Below are 19,368 nucleotides of genomic sequence, written 5' to 3' on the forward strand. Positions count from 1 at the left end.
TGTTTTTGCACAGAGACGACGGTTACCGCTGTACGGTCGCGCCGTCGCCCCCGTCGGGGACGTCTCGAACGAAACGCGCTGTCCCTCGCTGAGCCCAAGTCACTAAGTAAACACCCGTCGTGCTAATGACTCCCATGCCAATGGGAGACCGAGCTTTCGACTTCCTGCACCACAACGACCGACCGGACAAACCTCGAGAGATGGGAATCACCGAGATTCGGGGGCCGTACTACGACCCGATGGGGCCCCGCGAGCTCCGGGACATCCTCGAGACGATGGGCTGGTACGTCGACATCTACAAATTCAGCGGTGGGTCGTTCGCGCTGATGCCCGAGGACGCCGTCCGCGAACTCATCGACGTCTGCCACGAGCACGACGTCAGGGTGTCGACCGGTGGCTTCATCGAGAACGTCCTCGTGCGCGACCACGACAAGGTCGAAGACTACATCGAGGAAGCAGAGGACCTCGGTTTCGACATCGTCGAGATCTCCAGCGGATTCCTGGCCACCGGCACCGACGACATGGTGGCACTCACCGACCTGGTACAGGAGTACGACGTAAAACCCAAACCCGAGATCAACGTCCAGTTCGGCGCTGGCGGTGCCTCCGACCCGGAGGAGTTGGAGCGGGGTGGGCAACAGAGCCCCGAGCAGGCCATCGAGGAGGGCAAGCGCCACCTCGAAGCCGGTGCCGACCTGCTGATGGTCGAGGCCGAGGGCATCACCGAAGAGGTCAAGGAATGGCGTACGGACGTCGCCTACCAGATCGCCAACGAGCTGGGCATCGAGAACCTGGTGTTCGAAGCCCCGGGCCCCGAAATGTTCGAGTGGTACATCAAGAACTTCGGCCCGAACGTGAATCTGTTCGTCGACAACTCCCAGATCGTCGAACTCGAATGCATGCGTTCGGGCCTCTGGGGGAAGATAAGTAGCTGGGGGCGAACCGTCACGTACAATCCCGACTGAGACGGGCGGTACGGTAACTTCAGCCGGGGCTCAGCTCTGGGTTTGACGGATGAACTCGTCGAGCTCTTCTTCGATGAGTGTCGCGACGCGCTCGCTGTATCGCCAGAGTGCTGCATTGAGCCGCTCTTCGGTCTCGTCGTCGAGACTGTCTCTCCCACGAAGGACGGAGTCACTGGTGATCTGTGGGTGATAGACGCAGACGACTCCAAGCGAGGTGTCGGAACTCGAGGTTCCCGCGGTGTGGATTCCGTATCGATCGGTTCCCCAGACGCCATCGCCGCCCCGTCGCTCCAGTTCGGAGTCGAGCGCGTCGAGGAGTTGCACCTCTTCGGGGGAGAGGATCGAATCGTCGCCCTCGAACAGTTCGGCGTACGCCTCTATCCGGGCACTGCTCGTCCACTGGTCCAGCTGAGATTGCGCCCGTACGACGAGCTGTCTTTCGTCTGGAAACTCGGCCATGCTTCTAGAACGACGGCCACGTCAATCAACGTTAGGTCATGTCGACGATCGGTGGATCTGGTGCGCTGACATCGCGCTGAACGGCTCGAATCACGCACGGACGCCCCAGAAGAACGCGATTCCGAGGACGGTGACGATCGATAGCAGGAACTGCAACGGCGCGCCGACGCCCGAACTCTTAGGGGAGTAGCGACCCTGGTAGGGACGGATGGCCCGCCAGCACGCCCTCGGATTCCACTCGATTACGGACGAGGTCGCGCGCGAACTGTCGGTCAACGGGACGGTGCCCGACTGGCTCTCGGGAAGCCTCGTCCGCAACGGCCCCGGCGCGTTCGAACTCGGGGGACGGTCGGTCGACCACTGGTTCGACGGCCTGGCGATGCTCCACCGGTACACGTTCGACGACGGCGTCACCTACCGGAACCGATTCCTGCGGACGGAAGCGTACGCGGCGGCACGGGCCGGCGAGTTCGACGGCGGATTCGCGACCGGAGAGACGACGCTGCGCCAGCGCCTGAAGTCGTTCGTCCTCGACGACCCCTACGACAACGCAAACGTCATCGCCGAGCGCGTCGGCGAGCGGTATCTCGCACTGACGGAGACACCGCGCTGGGTAGCGTTCGACCCCGAGACGCTGGAAACCCGCGGCCACGTCCGGTACGACGGGCCGGAACCGAGCGGTCGCCTCGCCTGCGCGCACATGAACCGCGACCCGGCGACCGACCAGATGGTGAACTTCGAGGTCGCGTTCGGCCCGACGAGCCAGTACCACGTCTACGCGATGTCGACCCCGACCGAGCGCGACCACGTCGGTTCCGTCTCCGTCGAGGAACCGGCGTACATGCACAGTTTCGCGCTGACGCCGAACTACGTCGTGCTCACCGAGTTCCCGTTCGTCGTCGACCCCATGGCGTTCCTCAGGCCCGGCAAGCAGGGTCCGTTCGTCGACAACTTCGAGTGGAAACCCGAGCGCGGCACCCGGTTTCTCGTCCTCGACCGGGCGAGCGGCGACCTCGTCGCCGAACCGCGGACCGAGCCGTTCTTCGGGTTCCATCACGCCAACGCCTACGAGGACGGCGACGAACTCGTGCTCGACCTCGAAACGGTGCCGGACCCGTCGGCCATCGACAGCCTCTACCTCGACGGACTGCGATCGGGTGACCTCGACGCGCTCGGCGGCCGCCTCGAACGGTTCCGCGTCGACCCCGCTTCGCCCGCCGTCGACCGCACGGAGCTGTACCGCGGCACGGCGCTGCCGACCGTCTCGCCGGCGCGCTGGTGTCGCGAGCACCGCTACGTGTACGCCCAGGGAACCGACCTCCCAGTGACCGAGTGGCCGGGGTCGGTGGTGAAAATCGACGCCGAGACGGGAGACACCGCGACGTTCGGCGACCCGGACGACCACTACAGCGAACCCATCTTCGTCCCGCGACCTGCTGGCACGCGCGAGGACGACGGCGTCGTGCTCGTCGTCGCACTCGACGACGCCGCCGAGCGGTCCGACCTCCTCGTCCTCGACGGCGAGTCGCTGTCGGAACTGGCGCGAGCGCGACTCCCCCACGCTATCCCGTTCGACTTCCACGGCCGCTTCTTCCCCGAACTCACCTGACGAGGGGGGCCGTCTGAGTCGACGCCGGCGTTTTCCGCCGGAAGCACCCGAGACGTCGCCGGGAACGGTGGACGACCGACGGAGAGTCGTGGCGGTCGACGTGGCCCGGCGACGTCGCCGCGAGGCTGTGCCGGCGAACCGTTTCGGGTCACGCCGAAGCCTTATCTCCGCTCGACCCCGAGAACCTGTATGAATCCGAGGGGGAACCGAGGTCCGGGTCGGGGTCGTCTGTTCCGGCTCCTGTTACTGTTCGTCCTGCTGTCGACCGGCGGGCGCTTCCTTGGCGGCGGTGGCGGCCGCTTGCTGGAAACGCCGGACGCGCTGATGCTGCCGGTCGTCGGCACCGTCGGCCTGCCGGTCATTTTCGGAGTCGCCGTCGGTGTGGTCGCGGTCGGCGGCGCGCTGGCACTGCGCGCCGGCGTCTTCGACGGCCGGAGCGACGAGGACGCGCCGCCGGGCGACTACACGTGCCGGTACTGCGGGACGAATCTGGAGCGCTATCGGAACCGCTGCCCGCACTGCGAGACGCGGGATCCGGTAGCGTACCAGGACGACCTCTGACCGTCCGCGCTCCCTTCGTCTCCGACCACACACGTCCGTAGTTCGAACGGGACGCTCCACCAGTGCCGCGTCCTTCGCTGTCCGAAAGTCGGGGTCCGTCGTCCTGATACACCCTTGACTTTTAACGGTCGGTTGCAGTTCGAGTCGCCCGATATCGCTGGTTTCGAAATCGATAGTAATCGCTGTATCCACACATAAAATTGAGAAACTATACTAGCGTTTTACGACGACGATGCACGTAGTCCGCTCCTAGAGAGCGGGGTACTATGCCAACCAGACGTGCACGAACGTATCGAGCGAGACACATCGACCGGCGAACCGTCTTGAAGACGGGGGCTGTGCTGGCGAGTGGGGTGCTCGCAACTGGCACCGTCGGCGCGAGCGTGAAACAAGAAGATCGTGAGGTTCACGAGGGTGAATCAGTCGACGTCGGGGACGGGACCGTAACGGCGTACGCGACGACGAACTCGGCAGAGGAACTCTCGTCGTTGGGTGTTCACGTCGACGACGGCGTGCTCGCGTCGGTCGACGTGGACGAATCGAAACCGCACGACAGCGTTGCAGCCCACCTTTCGTTCCCGGATGCGGTAGACACGCTTCAGTTCACGTTCATGGGCTTCCACTTCAACCCGGTGGGACACCCGCCACCTGATATCTACACCGTCCCTCACTTCGACTTCCACTTCTACATGATGGCGGAAGACGCCGTGGAAGGGATCCCACTGGGCGTGGCCGCCTACGACGTTCCCGACGAACAGCACCCGTCCGGATTCGTGTTCGAAGATTCGCGTCTCATCGAGCCCGAGATGGGCGAACATCTGCTCGACGGGACGGCCCCGGAGTTCAACGACGGCGAGTTCACCCACACGTACGTCTACGGGGCGTACGATTCGAGTATCGACCCGGAGAACCCGAGCGGCGTCGAAGAGCTGGAACTGGGGGACGAGACGCGAGAGGTGCCCGTCTTCGAGGGTGATGGAGAGGGGCGGATTCACTTCGTCGAGCCGATGGTCACGACCGAGTTCTTCGCCAGCCTCGACGAGGAGACGTCTGTGGACGTGACGACGCCCGAGGCGTTTTTCACTGACGGTCGGTACCCGACGGAGTACGTCCTGAAGCCGGACCAGAGCAACGGCGTGCATATCTCCATCGACGGCTTCGAGGAGTTCCCCGGGCCGAGATAGGGGTCCCGGACGACTGCCGGCTCGCTTCGCGGGAGAGGATAGTGGAATTATACGTCGCTACAGATGCACTCGTGGCTCTTCCCGGCGAGCTGAAGGACGTGCCGGTGGATCTCCTCCGCGAGTCGTAGCATCGCCGCTGCTCGCTTTTCCGTCGCGATTCCCTCCCGGTAGTACGTGTCCGACCGGTTGTTCCGCCAGCGAAAGGTCGGCCTGCGGGCAAATTCTCGATCGTACAGTCCGGCTTCTCTCCCTCGCCGATACACCTGTTCGCGGTCGACGTATTCGTCTTCGCGTCGTCGAAGACGGCGGTAAAGCGCTTACCGTCGGCTAACTTCGCGGCCGTTTCGAGTACACGTGGCGTTCAGTCGGCGCTCTGCTCGGGCGTCCCCGACCGATCGACCTGCAGAGGGTCTCCCGAGGAGGTTGCGGTCACCAACCGCAGGAACTCTCCCGCGTTCGTGAGGAGTTTGTTCTCCGCCTTCCGGAGGTGTTCTTCGTACGTCGAACGGGCCACGGCCGTCCGATCGGCCAGCTCGCGTAGCGACGTCTTCCGGGGCTGCTCGTAGTACCCGCTCTCAAGGGCCAACCGTAGTGCTGCCAGCTGTCGCTCGGTGATCTCCTCGAATAGCTGATCGACCGGAGCTAACATACTGTGTGGAATCCGTTGTTCCGTGATGGCGGTCTTGGAGAGCACGTCGATGTCTCGGTCGGACTCCAGATTCCGAATCAGTGCCCGAACGTCGGCTTCGTCGAACGCGATCACCGTGTAGTGCTCCCAGCCCTGGCGGTGAATCGTCGGTGGTTGGTACAGGCAGTTGTACTCCTCGAATCGGTCGATGATAGAGCCTTCGACCGGACAGAGGCAGGACTGTGTGACGACGTGCAGACCGGAATCGTCGACCGACCGGTGGAGAATCGTTCCCAGGTCGTCGATCTCTTCGAGCAGGTCGTCCGTCGGCGTTTCCGAGGAGGTGATTTCGAGCACCTGACAGTCGCTCAAATACCACTCGCGTATCGTGAGGTCCGGGTGCCGTTCCGAAATCTCCCGGTAAGGACACTCGTGTTTCACCCGGAACGAGGCCTCGTACAGGCTCATACACTACTATTCAGTCTCCATCCAAATATCTATGCCGGTCATGACCGGCACCACCTATATTCAAAAACACCCCTTACGAGTGAACACTGATGACGGAAGTGAGTCCGGACGAACTCGGCGAACGGTTACGGGCCGACGAAGGGACGGTCTCGTCCTCGACGTTCGCCACCGGGAGGATTACGACGACTGGCACATCAAGGGCAGCATCAACGTCGACGTCTCCGACGACGAACTGTCCGAACCGGGGCCCGACCGCTGTGCAGCCGAGTAATCCATGAGCGGGCAAACCGACCTGAAACAGGGCATTCGCGAGCATCTCGGACAGTTCTCGCTACACGTCCTCTTGGTGTTCGCGACGGGGTTGACCATCGGCTCGGAGCGCACCGTCGTGCCAGTCCTGGGCGAAGAGGTACTCGGCGTCGAGTCGTTTTTCGTCATCGGCTCGTTCGTCGTCTCGTTCGGCTTCGTCAAGGCGCTGCTCAACCTCTACGCCGGCAAGTGGGGTGAGGAGTACGGACGCAAGCCAGTGCTCATTCTCGGCTGGCTCACCGCGCTGCCGATTCCCGTGATCCTCATCTTCGCGCCGAGCTGGAGCTGGATCACCGTCGGGAACATCCTGCTGGGGATTAACCAAGCGCTAACCTGGAGCATGGCGATCAACGCCAAGATCGACCTCGCGAGCCCCGACCAGCGCGGGCTCGCCGTCGGCATCGACGAGGCGTTCGGCTACACCGGCGTCGCGGCTGGAGCGTGGATCACGGGCGTCATTGCCGGCCGGACCAATCTTCGGCCGGAACCGTTCTACTTCCTCGCCGCCGTCGTGGTGCTAGCGTTCCTCATCTCGGTCTTCCTCATCAAGGAGACGGTCCAGCTCGCCCAGCTGGAGGGCGACGACGACCACCACGATGCGAACCTCCCGTTCAACGAGGTTTTGAAGCGAGCAACCTATGGCGATAAGACGCTATTCGCGGCGGCGCAGGCCGGCCACCTCGAGAACTTCGTTGACACGCTGTTCTGGATCGCCGTCCCTCTGTATCTCACGAGTCAGGGCCTCGCAATCGAAGCCGTCGGTGTCGTCGTCGGCGTCCACAGCGCGATGTACTTCCTCCAGATCGGGACCGGTGGGCTCGCCGACCGCATCGGCCGACGTCCGCCGGTCGTCGCGGGGATGTTCCTTGCCGGCGCAGGCGTCCTCGGGATGGTGTTTGTCGACGGTTACCTCCCATGGGCGGCCCTGGCCGGAATTTCCGGGCTCGGGATGGCGCTGCTCTACCCGAACCTGATGACGGTCCCGAGCGACGCTGCTCACCCGACCTGGCGGTCGGCAGGGATGGGCGTCTACCGGATGTGGCGCGACGCCGGCTATGGCGTCGGCGCGATTCTGATTGGCCTCTCGATGGAGTTCGTGAACGCTGAGGCCGCTTTCTATATGACTGCCATCTTGATGTTCGTCTCCGGCGCAGTCGTGTATCTGTGGATGGAAGAGACGCATCCGGACTTCGGCACCCACGAGCCACCGGCTCCTGCACCGGATGCGTCGACTCGAGCGACGGTCGACGACTGATGCATATCTGTCACCGAAGCGCTGGGTTGCGTCTTCAGTTGGCCGATGGTCGACGTTATCGGCTCACGGGATTCTTCGGACTGAGAGCGTTCGCGCCGATAGAAGTCGATGTTGGCATTCCCATGCGTGACGAAGATGGGTCTTAACTCCCTGGCCACGAGACGGTCTGTATGGAACCGGACGACGACTATCACGGCTGGGCCGAACGCTCGGGAAAGTTTTCGCCTGCGTACTACGCCCAGATCGGGCCGAACGAGGTGAGCGAGACCCTCGCCACCGTGGTCGAGTACTACGCGCGTGAGAATGCCGCGATCCTCGAGGTCGGCTGTGGCTCCGGCCGTCATCTCGCCCACCTCCGCGAGAACGGATTCGAGAATCTCACCGGTATCGATATCAACGACGAATCGTTCGACGTGATGGCCGAACAGTACCCGAAACTCGCCGCGACGGGAACGTTTCACACCGGGGCGATCGAAGACGTCGTCCCCGAGTTTCCCGACGATGCGTTCGACGTCGTCTACTCGGTGGAAACCCTTCAGCACATCCGTCCCGACAACGAGTGGGTGTTCGAGGAGCTGACTCGCATTACCAGCGATCTGCTCATAACCGCCGAGAACGAGGGGAACAGTCCCCAGCGCGGCCGGGCGGGTGAGGAAGTGAGCTACGTCAACGACGATTTCCCGCTCTACTACCGTAACTGGAAGCGAGTGTTCTCCGACCTCGGCCTCGCCCAACTCGTCTCCGAACCGAGCAAGCGCGACACGGTGCGCGTGTTCAGGGTCGTTTGAGAACTCCGGAAGCGCTGCTTCGTCACTGCCGGGAAACTCCATCCAGGCGAGTGGCACGCACGAACGCCCGGAAAAGGGGAAACGGCTCGAAGAGCCGCGCTGGAACGGTGTTCACTGCCGAGCGCCACACCTCCGCGAGGAGACGTTCGACTTCGACGATAGAACGGCGTGATTCGTTCGAAATAGCTCGCCTCTCGTATCCGGCGAGTATCCCTTCTACATAGGCGTTAAAAGGCAGAGAACCATCCTGAGAAGGGAACTGAAAGGTTGAGAGGCGGAGCGTACGTTATTTTTTGTCCGGGTCGTCGGCACCCTGGCCGAGGATGAGCGCGTTCTTCACGAGGCTTTCGTGCCCACGACGCAAGCGCTCGGACACGGCCTGGTGCGATATATCCAACTCATCGGCGAGGTCGTTGGCCGTCGACTCGCGAGGAATCTGATAGTAGCCATGTTCGTGTGCGAGCGTCAGTACGTCCTGCTGGTCGTCCGTGAGTCCGAAGCGACCTTGCCGTCCTTTGTCCAGGTGATAAATGTTCAGAATCTCGAGCGTGAGGCCGTTCTCTTCGCAGTACTCGTGCGTTCGTGAGAGCGCCTCCCGGTCGGGAAACAGGATTCGGAGGTTCCACCAGCGGTCGTCACCCGTTGCCGCGAGAATCGTTCCCTGCTCTGTAACGAGAATCTGGACGAGCGTCTCGATCTGGTCGATCCACTCCATCTGATACAGCCACTCTTCGTCCAGATCCGCGAGGAGATCGATAGTTTCGACGCTCGAATCCTTTCCGAGCACGCTTTCGATCTCCTCGCGCGTGTTCTCGTCACTACTCATCCAGACGAACGGCATAACGCGGGTGTCGTCGTCGGCCACGATCCGCTCGATTTCGCATCTCAATCCCTCGAGTTCGGAGAAAGACTGGCTAAGAGCAAATTGAGTAGCAGGGATTTCCACTTCGACGACTGTGGCAGTCATATCCAAACTAAGAGATTCCCGGACAATATGTCCGTTGGTGCGCTCTCTGTCGGGATACTACAGTACCCGATTTAGTGGTAACCATTACAGTGAGTCAACTGACCAACGAGTAATAGATACGCACCACGTACGTATCGACTACTGATAGGGAGGAGTTCGTCGCTCCGGTACGTCCGGTAGAGATGCCGGAAGTCTTCCAGGCCGTGGGCGATATCCTTCCCGCTGCGGAGGCGAATATCTCGGCCGGGCTGCTGGCCGTCTCCGGCGTATTCGTAGCCAAAGTCACCCAGATGGACGAGGAAGTCCACAGCCTCTTCGGCAACGCGCCCGAACCCGCCGAAGTAGCCGTGGAGATAATTATGGTCGTCCGGCTTCGTAGGCGTGACCGTCTTGACAGCTCCGTTTTGCGCGAACAGCGTGGCCAGCGCTCCACTTGCGGTGGTCGAACCGGCCGCTTTGAGAACAGCACGGCGCGTCGTCGCCTCTCTTCGTCCGTCCGTCATCGTCTCCATCCATCCCACACGGTATATTTCTCGTATAAAGAAAAGAAATATAGGCGTAGGTAGGAGAACAAACGGAACCAACCCGATTCAAACCGGAACGTTTCTACTCAGTTTTATAGATTTTGTTCACGTGGCTCTCGATACAAGCAGCCACGTCTGGGCTTCGCTTCCTTCCGGGGAGTGCTATTACAACCCCCGGCTGTTTCGTTGACAGACCGTGGAAACTCCATGCAGGTAGGTCCGCCGCGCTAGTCGTGGGGTTCTATACCATATGAATTCAAAGACGGGATGCCGATGGTTTGGCACGTGTCCCTCGATTTCGACACCTACGAACAGGCACGCGAGGAGTTCGCCTGGGACTTCCCCGACGACTACAACATCGCATGGGATTGTCTGCGTAAGCACGATGACGCCGACCGGCCGGCGCTCTATCAGGCCTATCCCGACGGCCGGCGAGAGACGTACACGTTCCAGGAATTGGACGAACTATCGAATCAAGTCGCCCACGCGCTCGCAGAGCGCGGTGTCGAGTACGGCGACCGCGTCGCGGTAGTAGTACCACAGAAGCCGGCGAACCCGTTGACACACCTCGCATGCTGGAAACTGGGGGCGGTGTCGCTGCCACTGTCGGTGTTATTCGGGCCAGATGCTCTCCGGTATCGTCTTGCGGACAGCGAGTCGCGCGTGGTCGTGGCCGACGAATCGATGCTCGATACGGTTCGGGAAGTCCGAGGAGAGTGTCCGGATTTGGAACACGTCGTTGCCGTCGGCGCCGACGATACGCCCGACGACGCCGAACCGTTCGAGGCCTTCCACGCGGACCAGCCAGAGACGTTCGAGATTGCTGCTACGGTCGAGGAGACGCCGGCGATTATTATGTACACCAGCGGCTCGACCGGGCCGCCGAAAGGCGTCCTGCATACCCATGGGCTCTGGGCCGGACACTGCGCCGCGTTCCGTATGTACTTCGAACAGGACGTCTTCGACTCGGTGTACTGGACGCCGGCCGACTGGGCGTGGATCGGTGCGCTGGGCGACCTCCTGTTCCCGGCATGGCACTACGGACAACCCGTCGTCGGCTACCCGATGGAGGGGTTCGACGCGGAGACGGCCTTCGACCTCTGCGAGGAATTCGACGTGACCAACGCGTTCCTCCCGCCGACGGCCATCCGAATGATGATGAACACCGCGAACCCCACCGAGACGTTCGACCTCTCGCTGGCGGCCATCTGCACGGGGGGTGAGCCGTTGACACCCGAGATTCTGGATTGGGCTGCCGATCAGTTGGAGGGCGTCGTCGTGAACGAACTTTACGGGCAGACGGAGGCGAACCTGCTGGTGACCAACTGTCGGCAGTGGTTTCCGGCACGGGCCGGCAGTATGGGCAAGCCCGTTCCCGGACACGAGGTGGCAGTCATCGACTCTGAGTCCGGCCAGCGTGTACCGGACGACGAGGTTGGTATGATTGCGGTGCGCCACGGCGACGATCCGGTCATCTTCCGAGAGTACTGGAACGACCCCGAGAAGACCGAAGCGGTGCGCGTGGATGCCGCTGATGGTGGGGAGCCGTGGCACCTGACTGGCGATCTCGGCTACCGTGACGAGGACGGCTATTTCTGGTTCAAGGCGCGAGACGACGACGTCATTATCACGTCGGGTTACCGCGTTGGACCCGGTGAGGTCGAGAGCGCAATTCTCGAACATCCCGGCGTCGAACAAGTCGCTGTCGTGGGGGTCCCCGACGACACTCGCGGTGAGATCATTAAAGCGTTCGTCCAGCCCGTTGGCGCTGCCACAGACAACTATGACGATCTCCGCGGCGAGATACAGCAGTTGGTCAAACGCCGACTCGCAAAATACGAGTACCCTCGCGAAATCGAGTTCGTTGCCGACTTACCGACGACGACGACCGGGAAAATTCAACGGCGCAAACTACGTGATCGGGATACAGAATGAGGTGGTCGAGATGGAAGACGGCTACTCGTAAAGACAAACGATCGGAGACTCCTGTTCTGTAGCGGTAACAGAGTGCAAGACGGTTGAACCGCCTGTTCCTCACTGTGCTCTGGACTCACGTCAAGCTCGTGTTGGTCCCGGAGCTACTGCGATACTCGTCCGCTGGGACAGTTCCCGGTGCCCTACTCGCTATCACGCTCGACTCCGGGTTTGCTCTTTTAGAGCAATATCTCGGAGGTGGTGCCGCGCAGTCCGATGACCTCACGAACGTCGGTGCTTAACAGTCTCCGTCACTCGAAGCCGAAGAACTCCCGGAGACTCGGATAACACGTTTGCAGTATCCTCCCCCCCTGGCTGTGAATCGTACTCTCGGCCAGAGAACTCCACGATTCGCGTCGTGGTACAGCTTAGCTTCGACATCGACGCTCCCGACCAGATTGAAATGAGAGCTACGACACGTCCGCTCGAGCACCTTCGACGAGATTGCGCCGCTTCTCGGATTGATGGCTGACCACGAAGATGGGTTACCTGACGACCGGTCGTAGGCAGAACGAATCTTTCCAAGCGCTCACTGACACCCTCACATCGGCCTCGCCGCCTACGGGAACGACGCGTCGACGACGTCGTTCGTCAGCGTTCCGACGCCATCGTACGTTATCTCGACGGTGTCACCCGGTTCGACGAGACCGGGATTCGCCGGGCTACCGAACGCGATACAGTCGCCCGGACGGAGAGTGAACCGCTCCGAGAGATGTGCGACGAGTTCGTACGGGTCGAACAGCATCAGTTCCGTGTTCGCCTCCTGCCGTTTTTCGCCGCCGACGTACGTCTCCATGTCGATATTCGTCGGGTCGACCTCGGTTTCGATCCACGGCCCGAGCGGCGCAGAGCCGTCGAACGCTTTTCGCGCAGTGCGGCCGACCTGGTCGAGCGCGTCGACGTCGTTCATGACGGTGTACCCGCGAACTACCTCGGGCACCTCCTCGGGTGTCAAGTCCCGACACCGTTCGTCGATGACGGCCACCAGTTCGCCGGCGTAGGTGAGTTCGTCAGTCCACGACGGATACGAAATCGACTGGCCGTCCGCAACGATACTCGCCGGGGGCTTGATGAAGAAGTCCGGCTCCTCCGGACGTTCGTACTCCATCTGTTCGAGCGTCTCGGCGTAGTTGCGGCCGACGCAGTAGAGTGCGCTCGGTTCGCAGGGCGGAAGAAGCCGACCATCGACACCGACCTCGTAGATACCGTCGGTGGCATAAATGGTGCCTTCGTCGTACCTGCCGGTGACGGGGCCGTCCGGAGTGAGCAATCGTGCAAGCCGCATACGCTTGTCTGCCACGCTCTGGTGCAAAAACCCAGTGATTGCGTTCCAGCGCACGCAAACGCTCTACGCGATTCACGACTACTTCGTCAGAGCCGTCGCCGTTCTGCAGGATTTCTGCGTCAGCAAGTGCTGTCTGCGCTCGCTCGAACTCTTCGGCGACGGACTCCGTGTCAGGCATACGACCGTCCTTCAGCAAGCGCTAGATGCACACCACGAACTGAACGCCTTCAGCGGACTGGTAGGCAGACGGAGCTTCTATCTTTCAGGTGCAGCGAATTCAGGGGGACTCCTACGAAAGCAAGTCGAAGAGTTCGGCCGGGGAGGGACTCAGTCCTCGATTTTACCGTCCTGACGGTCGCGATCTCGCGCTTCAGGATCGCGGTCGGCAGGAGCCCCGTGTCCGCCACCACCGGGTGTACGGACCGTAACGGTAGTCCCTGCCTCCACGTCGACGGTGGTTTTCGCGGAGACGGGTTCGCCGTCGACAAGATTTTGGCCGGTAGCACCGTTCTCACCGCCAGCGACGCCTCGCGGCTGGGAACGTCGACGTTCGGTAAGGAGCGAGACGGAGGCATCACGCCCGACAGTGAGCGACCGTTCGAGACCGAGTCCGCCGCGATACTCGCCGCTCCCGCCGGTCCCGGGGCGAAGAGCATAGCGTTCCACCGTCAGCGGATACTCCGCTTCGAGCATCTCGACGGGAGTGTTCAGTGTGTTCGTCATTCCGACCTGCACGCCGTCCAGACCGTCGGCCTCGCTCGTCGCACCTGCGCCACCACCGATGGTTTCGTAGTAGGCGAAATCACCGTCGCGAGAGCCGATGATGAGGTTGTTCATCGTGCCCTGTCCCTGTGCAGGTACCCTCTCGGGAACTGCATCAGCGAGCGCCGCAAACACTACGTCGGTGACTCGCTGACTCGTCTCGACGTTTCCCCCGACGACTGCGGCCGGCGATGTCGGATTCAGGAGCGACCTCTCGGGCGCATCGACGGTAACGGGACCGTAGCAGCCCTGATTCGGCGGAATTTCGGGATCCGTGAGACAGCGGACGACGAAGTAGACCGCGCTTTTGGCCACCCCGAGCGGTGCGTTGAGGTTCCCTCGGACCTGTTCCGCAGTCCCTGCGAAATCGACGTCGAGAGTACTGTCGTCGACGGTCACCGTCACGTCGATCTGGATGTCCTCGTCGGTCACGCCGTCGCCTTCGAGCACGTCCTGGGCGGTGTAGGTGCCGTCGGGAAACTCAGCCAGTTCGGATTCGATGCGTTCACGCGAGTAGTCGATGACCGCGTCGAAGGCGTCGAGAACGGTCTCGCCGTAGCTGTCGAACAGGTCACCGAGTCGCTCCGTCGCACGGTCGTGGGCTGCGAGTTGCGCACGGATGTCGGCTCGACGTTCGTCGGGCGTACGGACGTTTGCGAGGAACAGCTCGAACACGTCTTCGACGACGTCACCGTCGTGGACCAGACGTACGCCTGGCAGACGAATGCCCTCCTCGTAGATTTCGCGTGCACCGGCGGGCATGCTTCCTGGCGTCGATCCGCCGACGTCGGCGTGGTGAGCGCGAGAGACGGCGTAGCCGATGATTTCGTCTTCCGTTTTCGTGTCGGTGTCGAGGGCCAGTGGCGAGACGAGCGTTATGTCCGGCAGGTGGGTTCCGCCGTCGTACGGATCGTTAAGCGCCCAGACTTCCCCGGGTTCGGGATCTCGTTCACGGACTGTAGCGACGGCTTCGGGCATCGCGCCGAGGTGGACTGGTATGTGTTCTGCCTGGGCGATCATTCGTCCGTCGGCATCGAAGAGCGCTGTCGAGCAGTCCTGCCGCTCCTTGATGTTCGGCGAGTACACCCCACGGATGAGGACCTGCCCCATCTCTTCGGCGATTCCTTCGAGTTGGTTTCGCAGTATTTCGAGTGTGACCGGATCGACGTGGCTCTCGTTTTCGGTGTCGTTCTGAGTCATGTCTCTTCCTCCGTGAGGACGAGCGACCCGTCTGCACGAACTTCGGCCGTCCATGCGGGCGGGACGACGACCGTGCTTTCGGCCTGTTCGACGACGGCGGGACCGTCGAGTGTCTGACCGGTTGGCAGCGCCGACCGTCGATAGACCGGCGTTTCGTGGACCGTTCCATCGGTAAATCGCGCCTCGCGGATTCCGGACCGTTCTCCCTCCGTGGACTCGTGGGCGACGACAGGGTCGCTCCGGGTAGTCGTCGCGGTCACCCGCAAGTTCACGAGGTGGACCGGTTCGTCCATCTGGTAACCGTAGGTCGACCAGTGCGTCTCGTGGAAGCGCTCGGCGGTCCGCGTCGGACGAAACGTGTCACCGACCTCGACCGAGAGTTCGAAACTCTGACCAGCATACTGCAGGTCGGCGTGACGCTGAATGCTCGCCGACGCGACGTCGCGGGCCTCCTCGAGGACCTCGGATTCGAGCCCTTCGTACAGGTCGTCGACGCGTTCGGGATCGACCTCGTTGAGCGCGACGCGATGTGTACGGACGGCGTCGTGTTTCTCGTCGTCGGCCAGCAGTCCGTAGGCCGAGAGAACACCACACGCAGGTGGCACGACGACCGTTCCGATGTCGAGATCGGCAGCGAGCGCACCCGCATGCATCGGCCCGGCGCCACCGAACGCGACCAGACCAAACTCTCGCGGGTCGTGGCCTCGCTCGACCGTCGCCGAGCGAATCGCGCGGGCCATGTTCGCGTTCGCGACGCGGTAGACGCCCTGTGCAGCCTCGACTGCTCCGTCGAGGCCGGCCTCGTCTGCAAGTTCGGCGAGTGCATCGTAGGCTGCACCCGCGTCCAGCGAGAGTTCGCCGCCGAGTTCCGTGCTGTCGCCGATGTAGCCGAGGACGAGGTTTGCGTCGGTGACGGTCGGTTCCGTACCGCCCTTCCCGTAGCAGGCTGGGCCAGGCTCTGCGCCTGCCGACCGCGGACCGACGCGGAGCGCGCCACCGTCGTCGACCCACGCGATAGACCCCCCACCCGCGCCGACGGTGGTCACGTCGACCATCGGCGTCCGGACGGGTTGGCCGTTGATCTCCGCGTCGGTCGTCCGTTCGGCTTCCCCGTCGCGGACGAGACTCACGTCGCTTGACGTCCCACCCATGTCGAAGGTGACGAGCCCGCGCAGGCCGCGCTCGTCCACCAGTTTGCCTGCGGCAGCGTTTGCGCCGACGACACCGGCTGCCGGACCGGACATCGTAGTAGTGACGGCGTGGTCGCGGACCGTGTCTACGTCAGCGATACCGCCGTTGGCCTGCATGACGAGCGGTTCGGGGAGTCCCTTTTCGGTAGCGTCGCGGGTAAGACGTCCCAGATAACTGTCGATCTTCGGGGTGACGTACGTATCGACGACCGTCGTCGACGTCCGTTCGTACTCCCGGAACTCTGCGAGCACTTCGTGAGAGGCGGAAATAGGGACGTCGAGTTCGTCCTCGAGAATCTCGACGACTCGCTTCTCGTTGCGTGGATTGGCATACGCGTGGAGGAGCGAGACCGCGACGCTTTCGGCGGTACTGTCCCGAATCTGTGCCCCGACCTCGCGGACGGCTTTTTCGTCGACTGTCTCTTCGACGGCGTTCGGCGTCGCTCGCTCGGGAATCTCGAAGCGGCGACGTCGCGGAACCAGCGGCTCCGAACGGCTCGCAGAGAGGTCGTACAGGTCTGGACGGTCCTGTCGGCCGATTTCGAGAACGTCGCGGAAGCCTTCGGTTGTGACGAGCGCCGTCTTTGCGCCCGTCTTCTCCAGAAGGGCGGTTGACCGAGACCGTCATCGCGTGCGTGAACTCGTCGACAGCGGACGAGTCGATGCCGGCTTCGGAACACGCTTTCTGGATGCCGTTCATCACACCGACGCTCTGGTCGGCAGTACTCGGAACCTTTGCCGTAACGAGGTCGTCTCCAGTGACGAGTACTACGTCGGTGAACGTTCCGCCTACGTCTGCACCAAGTCGAGGTCGTTCTGTCATTTTACAGGAGCTGAATGTTAGCGATGGACAACAGCGTTCGGAGACCGAGCCAGATAACGACGAGGGTCACTATTCCACCTGCGACGTTCGACCACGTCCCGTTCGTGTACTTGCCGAGCGAATCGTCGTCGTTCATCACGTAGATGAGGAAAATGGCGACGATGGGCAGGAGGATTCCGTTGGCGACCTGCGCGAAAACGATGACCCTGACGGGACTGTAGCCGAGACCGGAGAACAGGATGCCGACTGCGATGATCGTTCCCCAAACGGCCCGGAACTTCGTCGAGGAGATGTCTTTCTCCCAGCCGAGTGCCACAGCAGTCGCGTAGGCTCCCGCGAGCGGAGCGGTCGTGGAAGAGGTGAACCCTGCAGCGAAGATACCGATGCTAAACAGCCATTTCGCGTGGGTCCCTGCGAGCGGTTCCAGTTGCTCGGCCATCCGGCCGATGTTGTCGAGATTTGTACCGGTGGGAAAGGCGGCGGCGGCAGTGACGATGACGGCGATGGTGATGAGCCCGCCGATAGTGATAGAGAGGACGGTGTCGGTCCGTGATTCAGGGAGGTTACCCGCTCCCTCCCAGCGATCACTGACGCTGGAGGCGTGGAGAAAGAGGTTGTATCCGACGACGGTCGTACCGATGAGGCCAGTCACCAGGTAGAGCGATCCGTCGGGAATCGCGGGAACGAATCCGACTGCGAGGTCCCCCCAGCTGGGGCCGACCATGATAGCGGAGAGGATGAACGCGGTAGCCATGACGACGACGAGGCCGACGAGCGCTTTTTCGATGTACTCGTATTTGCCCGTCCACAGGAGCGCACCGGCGACGAGTACTATCACCGGCCCCACATGTTGGAACTGATGCCGGTGACGACCTCGAGACCTGCCGCGCCGCCGAGGATATTTCCGGCTTCGTAGGCTGCGGTCCCGACGCCGATCGCGGAGACGACGAGCACGATGCTGAACCCTCGCGGAATCTCGTTCTCGAACTGTTTCGGGAGTGCTTCGCCGAGACCCTCGCCTGTGACGAGGCCAAGGCGGGCGCTCATCTCCTGCAGGACGATGGTTGCGACGATGGAGAACACCAGCGTCCAGATGAGGGCGTAGCCGAAGGCGGCACCGGTAACGCTCGCGGTCGTTACCATACCTAGACCGATGAAGGCTGCCGCGACCATCGCTCCAGGGCCGATTGATCGTAGCCGTTCCGTGAGTCCGTGTATCATGTGAATGACTATCGATGGCCAGTCTTTTCTGCACAAAAAGAATTATTAATATCAGTGAACACGCAATCATACGACTTCATACGCCGTGTGAACTTAGATCATCCTTGCTGTCGAACGAGAATTTTCGAGACGCTCTCTTTGATCTCCACGTCGAACGAGGCGTCAGTCAAACTCTTCCGGAGGAACCGCGTCATGAACCACCGCATCGACTCCGAGGGAAAGACGACGTGGTACGTATCTCCATCGGAGTTCCGGACGGCGAGGAAACCACATAGCGAGAGCCAGTCCAGCACTTCACCGACGTCGTCGAACCGTTCGGCGTACTCGCTGGCGTGATACTCGGAAACCCGATCGACCGTCTCGATAAACGCTTCGTCGCGGTCGTCCAGATCGATATCGTCGAGAAACGCGTGGAAGAAATCGACGTCCAGCAGAACGTGTTCACCGCCCGAAAGCATCTTATAGTAGTTTGCGAGATTATCGGCGCTTCTCGTCGAGTTCACCGCTTCGAAATTCGCCGCGTAAAACGTCAGCGCCCGTCTGACGACCGCGCTCTGGCCCCCCTCTGTTCGGTCGGTGAGATCGTCGAGAGCGGCCTTCGCGTCGGCATCGAGTGAGACTGTGACGCGCTCGTGAGACATATCCACCGAGAGACAGCCTGTCGTCCTATATCTCACGGTTCCGTCTCTGACGGAGATCCGTTGCATCAAGATAGCGGCGGATAGTCGAAAAGGCTGCCGAGTTCACGGACTGGCTCGACATCGATGCCCGAATCGAGGCCGATCGGACGTACATCCGCCACCTATTCCGGAACCTGTTCGAGAACGCCGTCCAGTACGGCGGGCGAGATGTCACGGTCCGTATCGGTGAGCTGGAGGACGGGTTTTTCGTAGCGGACGACGGAGTTGGAATCCCCGCGGCAAAACGGGAAGACGTGTTCGAGGTGGGCATGACGACGGCCGCCAGCGAGGGTGGAACGGGATTGGGGTTGGCGTTCGTGCAGGAACTGGCGACAGTGTATGGGAGGTCATGTCGGATAACTGAGAGTGCAAGTGGCGGGGCCCGGTTCGAATTCCGCAATGTGGACTTCCTTAAGCAAGGCTCCTAACTCTACAGGCGGAGCAGGCCGAGTGCCTCGGGGTCACGCCCCGAGGCGGTTCATGCGATTCCTACCGTGTTCGTACTACTCGGAGACC

General features: G+C 62.0%; 16 protein-coding genes and 3 pseudogenes. 9 read left to right on the plus strand and 10 right to left on the minus strand.

Annotation, left to right across the window (positions count from 1 at the left end; all coding sequences use genetic code 11):
* Positions 1 to 140 precede the first annotated feature (140 nt).
* Entirely contained in the window at positions 141 to 965 is an 825-nt protein-coding gene (locus ACRYA2_RS15475; RefSeq protein WP_433629952.1) for a phosphosulfolactate synthase, read from the plus strand.
* A 30-nt stretch (positions 966 to 995) separates the two neighbouring features.
* On the opposite strand, the gene ACRYA2_RS15480 is transcribed toward ACRYA2_RS15475, so the two are convergent.
* On the minus strand, positions 996 to 1,424 hold the full coding sequence (locus ACRYA2_RS15480; protein WP_433629954.1) for a DUF7539 family protein: 429 nt from the start codon (positions 1,422 to 1,424) through the stop codon (positions 996 to 998).
* Between the two features lie 208 nt (positions 1,425 to 1,632).
* On the opposite strand from ACRYA2_RS15480, the gene ACRYA2_RS15485 reads away from it, so the two are divergent.
* The 3 genes from ACRYA2_RS15485 to ACRYA2_RS15495 all read left to right on the plus strand — a co-directional run bounded on the left by ACRYA2_RS15485 (position 1,633) and on the right by ACRYA2_RS15495 (position 4,778).
* The gene (locus ACRYA2_RS15485; RefSeq protein ID WP_433629957.1) at positions 1,633 to 3,033 is read left to right on the plus strand and encodes a carotenoid oxygenase family protein; all 1,401 of its coding nucleotides are present in this window, start codon (positions 1,633 to 1,635) and stop codon (positions 3,031 to 3,033) included.
* A gap of 189 nt (positions 3,034 to 3,222) precedes the next feature.
* Positions 3,223 to 3,594 (plus strand): hypothetical protein, encoded by a 372-nt coding sequence (locus ACRYA2_RS15490; RefSeq protein WP_433629960.1) that lies wholly within the window; start codon positions 3,223 to 3,225, stop codon positions 3,592 to 3,594.
* Between the two features lie 353 nt (positions 3,595 to 3,947).
* Complete coding sequence (locus ACRYA2_RS15495) at positions 3,948 to 4,778, plus strand: hypothetical protein (protein ID WP_433629963.1); 831 nt, start codon at positions 3,948 to 3,950, stop codon at positions 4,776 to 4,778.
* A gap of 47 nt (positions 4,779 to 4,825) precedes the next feature.
* Here ACRYA2_RS15495 and ACRYA2_RS26655 read toward each other — a convergent pair.
* Both ACRYA2_RS26655 and ACRYA2_RS15500 read right to left on the minus strand, forming a co-directional pair.
* Positions 4,826 to 5,065, minus strand: a pseudogene (locus tag ACRYA2_RS26655) (DUF8154 family protein); the annotation flags it as partial.
* A gap of 74 nt (positions 5,066 to 5,139) precedes the next feature.
* Positions 5,140 to 5,874 (minus strand): helix-turn-helix domain-containing protein, encoded by a 735-nt coding sequence (locus ACRYA2_RS15500; protein ID WP_433629966.1) that lies wholly within the window; start codon positions 5,872 to 5,874, stop codon positions 5,140 to 5,142.
* Between the two features lie 79 nt (positions 5,875 to 5,953).
* Between ACRYA2_RS15500 and ACRYA2_RS15505 the strand changes: the two genes are divergently transcribed.
* The 3 genes from ACRYA2_RS15505 (at position 5,954) to ACRYA2_RS15515 (ending at position 8,226) form a co-directional block, all read left to right on the plus strand.
* Positions 5,954 to 6,145, plus strand: coding sequence for a rhodanese-like domain-containing protein (locus ACRYA2_RS15505; RefSeq protein ID WP_433629969.1), 192 nt, complete (start codon positions 5,954 to 5,956; stop codon positions 6,143 to 6,145).
* A gap of 3 nt (positions 6,146 to 6,148) precedes the next feature.
* Positions 6,149 to 7,438: an MFS transporter gene (locus tag ACRYA2_RS15510; protein WP_433629972.1), complete on the plus strand. Its 1,290-nt coding sequence runs from the start codon at positions 6,149 to 6,151 to the stop codon at positions 7,436 to 7,438.
* A gap of 170 nt (positions 7,439 to 7,608) precedes the next feature.
* Positions 7,609 to 8,226: a class I SAM-dependent methyltransferase gene (locus tag ACRYA2_RS15515; RefSeq protein WP_433629975.1), complete on the plus strand. Its 618-nt coding sequence runs from the start codon at positions 7,609 to 7,611 to the stop codon at positions 8,224 to 8,226.
* Between the two features lie 286 nt (positions 8,227 to 8,512).
* Here ACRYA2_RS15515 and ACRYA2_RS15520 read toward each other — a convergent pair whose 3' ends face one another.
* Both ACRYA2_RS15520 and ACRYA2_RS15525 read right to left on the minus strand, forming a co-directional pair.
* Positions 8,513 to 9,193 carry a helix-turn-helix domain-containing protein gene (locus tag ACRYA2_RS15520; protein ID WP_433629977.1) on the minus strand — a complete coding sequence of 227 codons (681 nt, stop codon included), beginning with the start codon at positions 9,191 to 9,193 and terminating at the stop codon, positions 8,513 to 8,515.
* 71 nt (positions 9,194 to 9,264) lie between these two features.
* Positions 9,265 to 9,705 carry an alkaline phosphatase D family protein gene (locus ACRYA2_RS15525; protein ID WP_433629980.1) on the minus strand — a complete coding sequence of 147 codons (441 nt, stop codon included), beginning with the start codon at positions 9,703 to 9,705 and terminating at the stop codon, positions 9,265 to 9,267.
* A 285-nt stretch (positions 9,706 to 9,990) separates the two neighbouring features.
* Between ACRYA2_RS15525 and ACRYA2_RS15530 the strand changes: the two genes are divergently transcribed.
* Entirely contained in the window at positions 9,991 to 11,652 is a 1,662-nt protein-coding gene (locus tag ACRYA2_RS15530) for an acyl-CoA synthetase (protein WP_433629983.1), read from the plus strand.
* 598 nt (positions 11,653 to 12,250) lie between these two features.
* Here the strand turns inward: ACRYA2_RS15530 and ACRYA2_RS15535 are convergent.
* From ACRYA2_RS15535 to ACRYA2_RS15555, 5 genes and pseudogenes are all read right to left on the minus strand, one after another.
* Positions 12,251 to 12,976 carry a fumarylacetoacetate hydrolase family protein gene (locus tag ACRYA2_RS15535; protein ID WP_433629986.1) on the minus strand — a complete coding sequence of 242 codons (726 nt, stop codon included), beginning with the start codon at positions 12,974 to 12,976 and terminating at the stop codon, positions 12,251 to 12,253.
* Between the two features lie 327 nt (positions 12,977 to 13,303).
* A complete protein-coding gene (locus ACRYA2_RS15540) occupies positions 13,304 to 14,938 on the minus strand; it encodes a hydantoinase B/oxoprolinase family protein (RefSeq protein ID WP_433629988.1) in 1,635 nt (544 codons plus the stop codon).
* A pseudogene (locus ACRYA2_RS15545) lies at positions 14,935 to 16,951 on the minus strand (hydantoinase/oxoprolinase family protein). The gene ACRYA2_RS15540 and the pseudogene ACRYA2_RS15545 overlap by 4 nt, the downstream one beginning before the upstream one ends.
* A gap of 1 nt (position 16,952) precedes the next feature.
* Positions 16,953 to 18,172 (minus strand): annotated as a pseudogene (locus tag ACRYA2_RS15550) (Nramp family divalent metal transporter).
* A 98-nt stretch (positions 18,173 to 18,270) separates the two neighbouring features.
* Entirely contained in the window at positions 18,271 to 18,813 is a 543-nt protein-coding gene (locus tag ACRYA2_RS15555) for a ribbon-helix-helix protein, CopG family (protein ID WP_433629990.1), read from the minus strand.
* A gap of 152 nt (positions 18,814 to 18,965) precedes the next feature.
* On the opposite strand from ACRYA2_RS15555, the gene ACRYA2_RS15560 reads away from it, so the two are divergent.
* Entirely contained in the window at positions 18,966 to 19,280 is a 315-nt protein-coding gene (locus ACRYA2_RS15560; RefSeq protein WP_433630256.1) for a sensor histidine kinase, read from the plus strand.
* The last annotated feature ends 88 nt before the right edge of the window (positions 19,281 to 19,368 follow it).

The organism is Halomicrococcus pelagicus, assembly GCF_050954125.1.

Bases quoted from the DNA above. Each gene is read 5' to 3' on its own strand.
- ACRYA2_RS15475 (WP_433629952.1), top strand. From the start codon at position 141: ATGGGAGACCGAGCTTTCGACTTCCTGCACCACAACGACCGACCGGAC.
- ACRYA2_RS15480 (WP_433629954.1), bottom strand. From the start codon at position 1,424: ATGGCCGAGTTTCCAGACGAAAGACAGCTCGTCGTACGGGCGCAATCT.
- ACRYA2_RS15485 (WP_433629957.1), top strand. From the start codon at position 1,633: ATGGCCCGCCAGCACGCCCTCGGATTCCACTCGATTACGGACGAGGTC.
- ACRYA2_RS15490 (WP_433629960.1), top strand. From the start codon at position 3,223: ATGAATCCGAGGGGGAACCGAGGTCCGGGTCGGGGTCGTCTGTTCCGG.
- ACRYA2_RS15500 (WP_433629966.1), bottom strand. From the start codon at position 5,874: ATGAGCCTGTACGAGGCCTCGTTCCGGGTGAAACACGAGTGTCCTTAC.
- ACRYA2_RS15510 (WP_433629972.1), top strand. From the start codon at position 6,149: ATGAGCGGGCAAACCGACCTGAAACAGGGCATTCGCGAGCATCTCGGA.
- ACRYA2_RS15515 (WP_433629975.1), top strand. From the start codon at position 7,609: ATGGAACCGGACGACGACTATCACGGCTGGGCCGAACGCTCGGGAAAG.
- ACRYA2_RS15520 (WP_433629977.1), bottom strand. From the start codon at position 9,193: ATGACTGCCACAGTCGTCGAAGTGGAAATCCCTGCTACTCAATTTGCT.
- ACRYA2_RS15525 (WP_433629980.1), bottom strand. From the start codon at position 9,705: ATGGAGACGATGACGGACGGACGAAGAGAGGCGACGACGCGCCGTGCT.
- ACRYA2_RS15530 (WP_433629983.1), top strand. From the start codon at position 9,991: ATGGTTTGGCACGTGTCCCTCGATTTCGACACCTACGAACAGGCACGC.
- ACRYA2_RS15535 (WP_433629986.1), bottom strand. From the start codon at position 12,976: ATGCGGCTTGCACGATTGCTCACTCCGGACGGCCCCGTCACCGGCAGG.
- ACRYA2_RS15540 (WP_433629988.1), bottom strand. From the start codon at position 14,938: ATGACTCAGAACGACACCGAAAACGAGAGCCACGTCGATCCGGTCACA.
- ACRYA2_RS15555 (WP_433629990.1), bottom strand. From the start codon at position 18,813: ATGTCTCACGAGCGCGTCACAGTCTCACTCGATGCCGACGCGAAGGCC.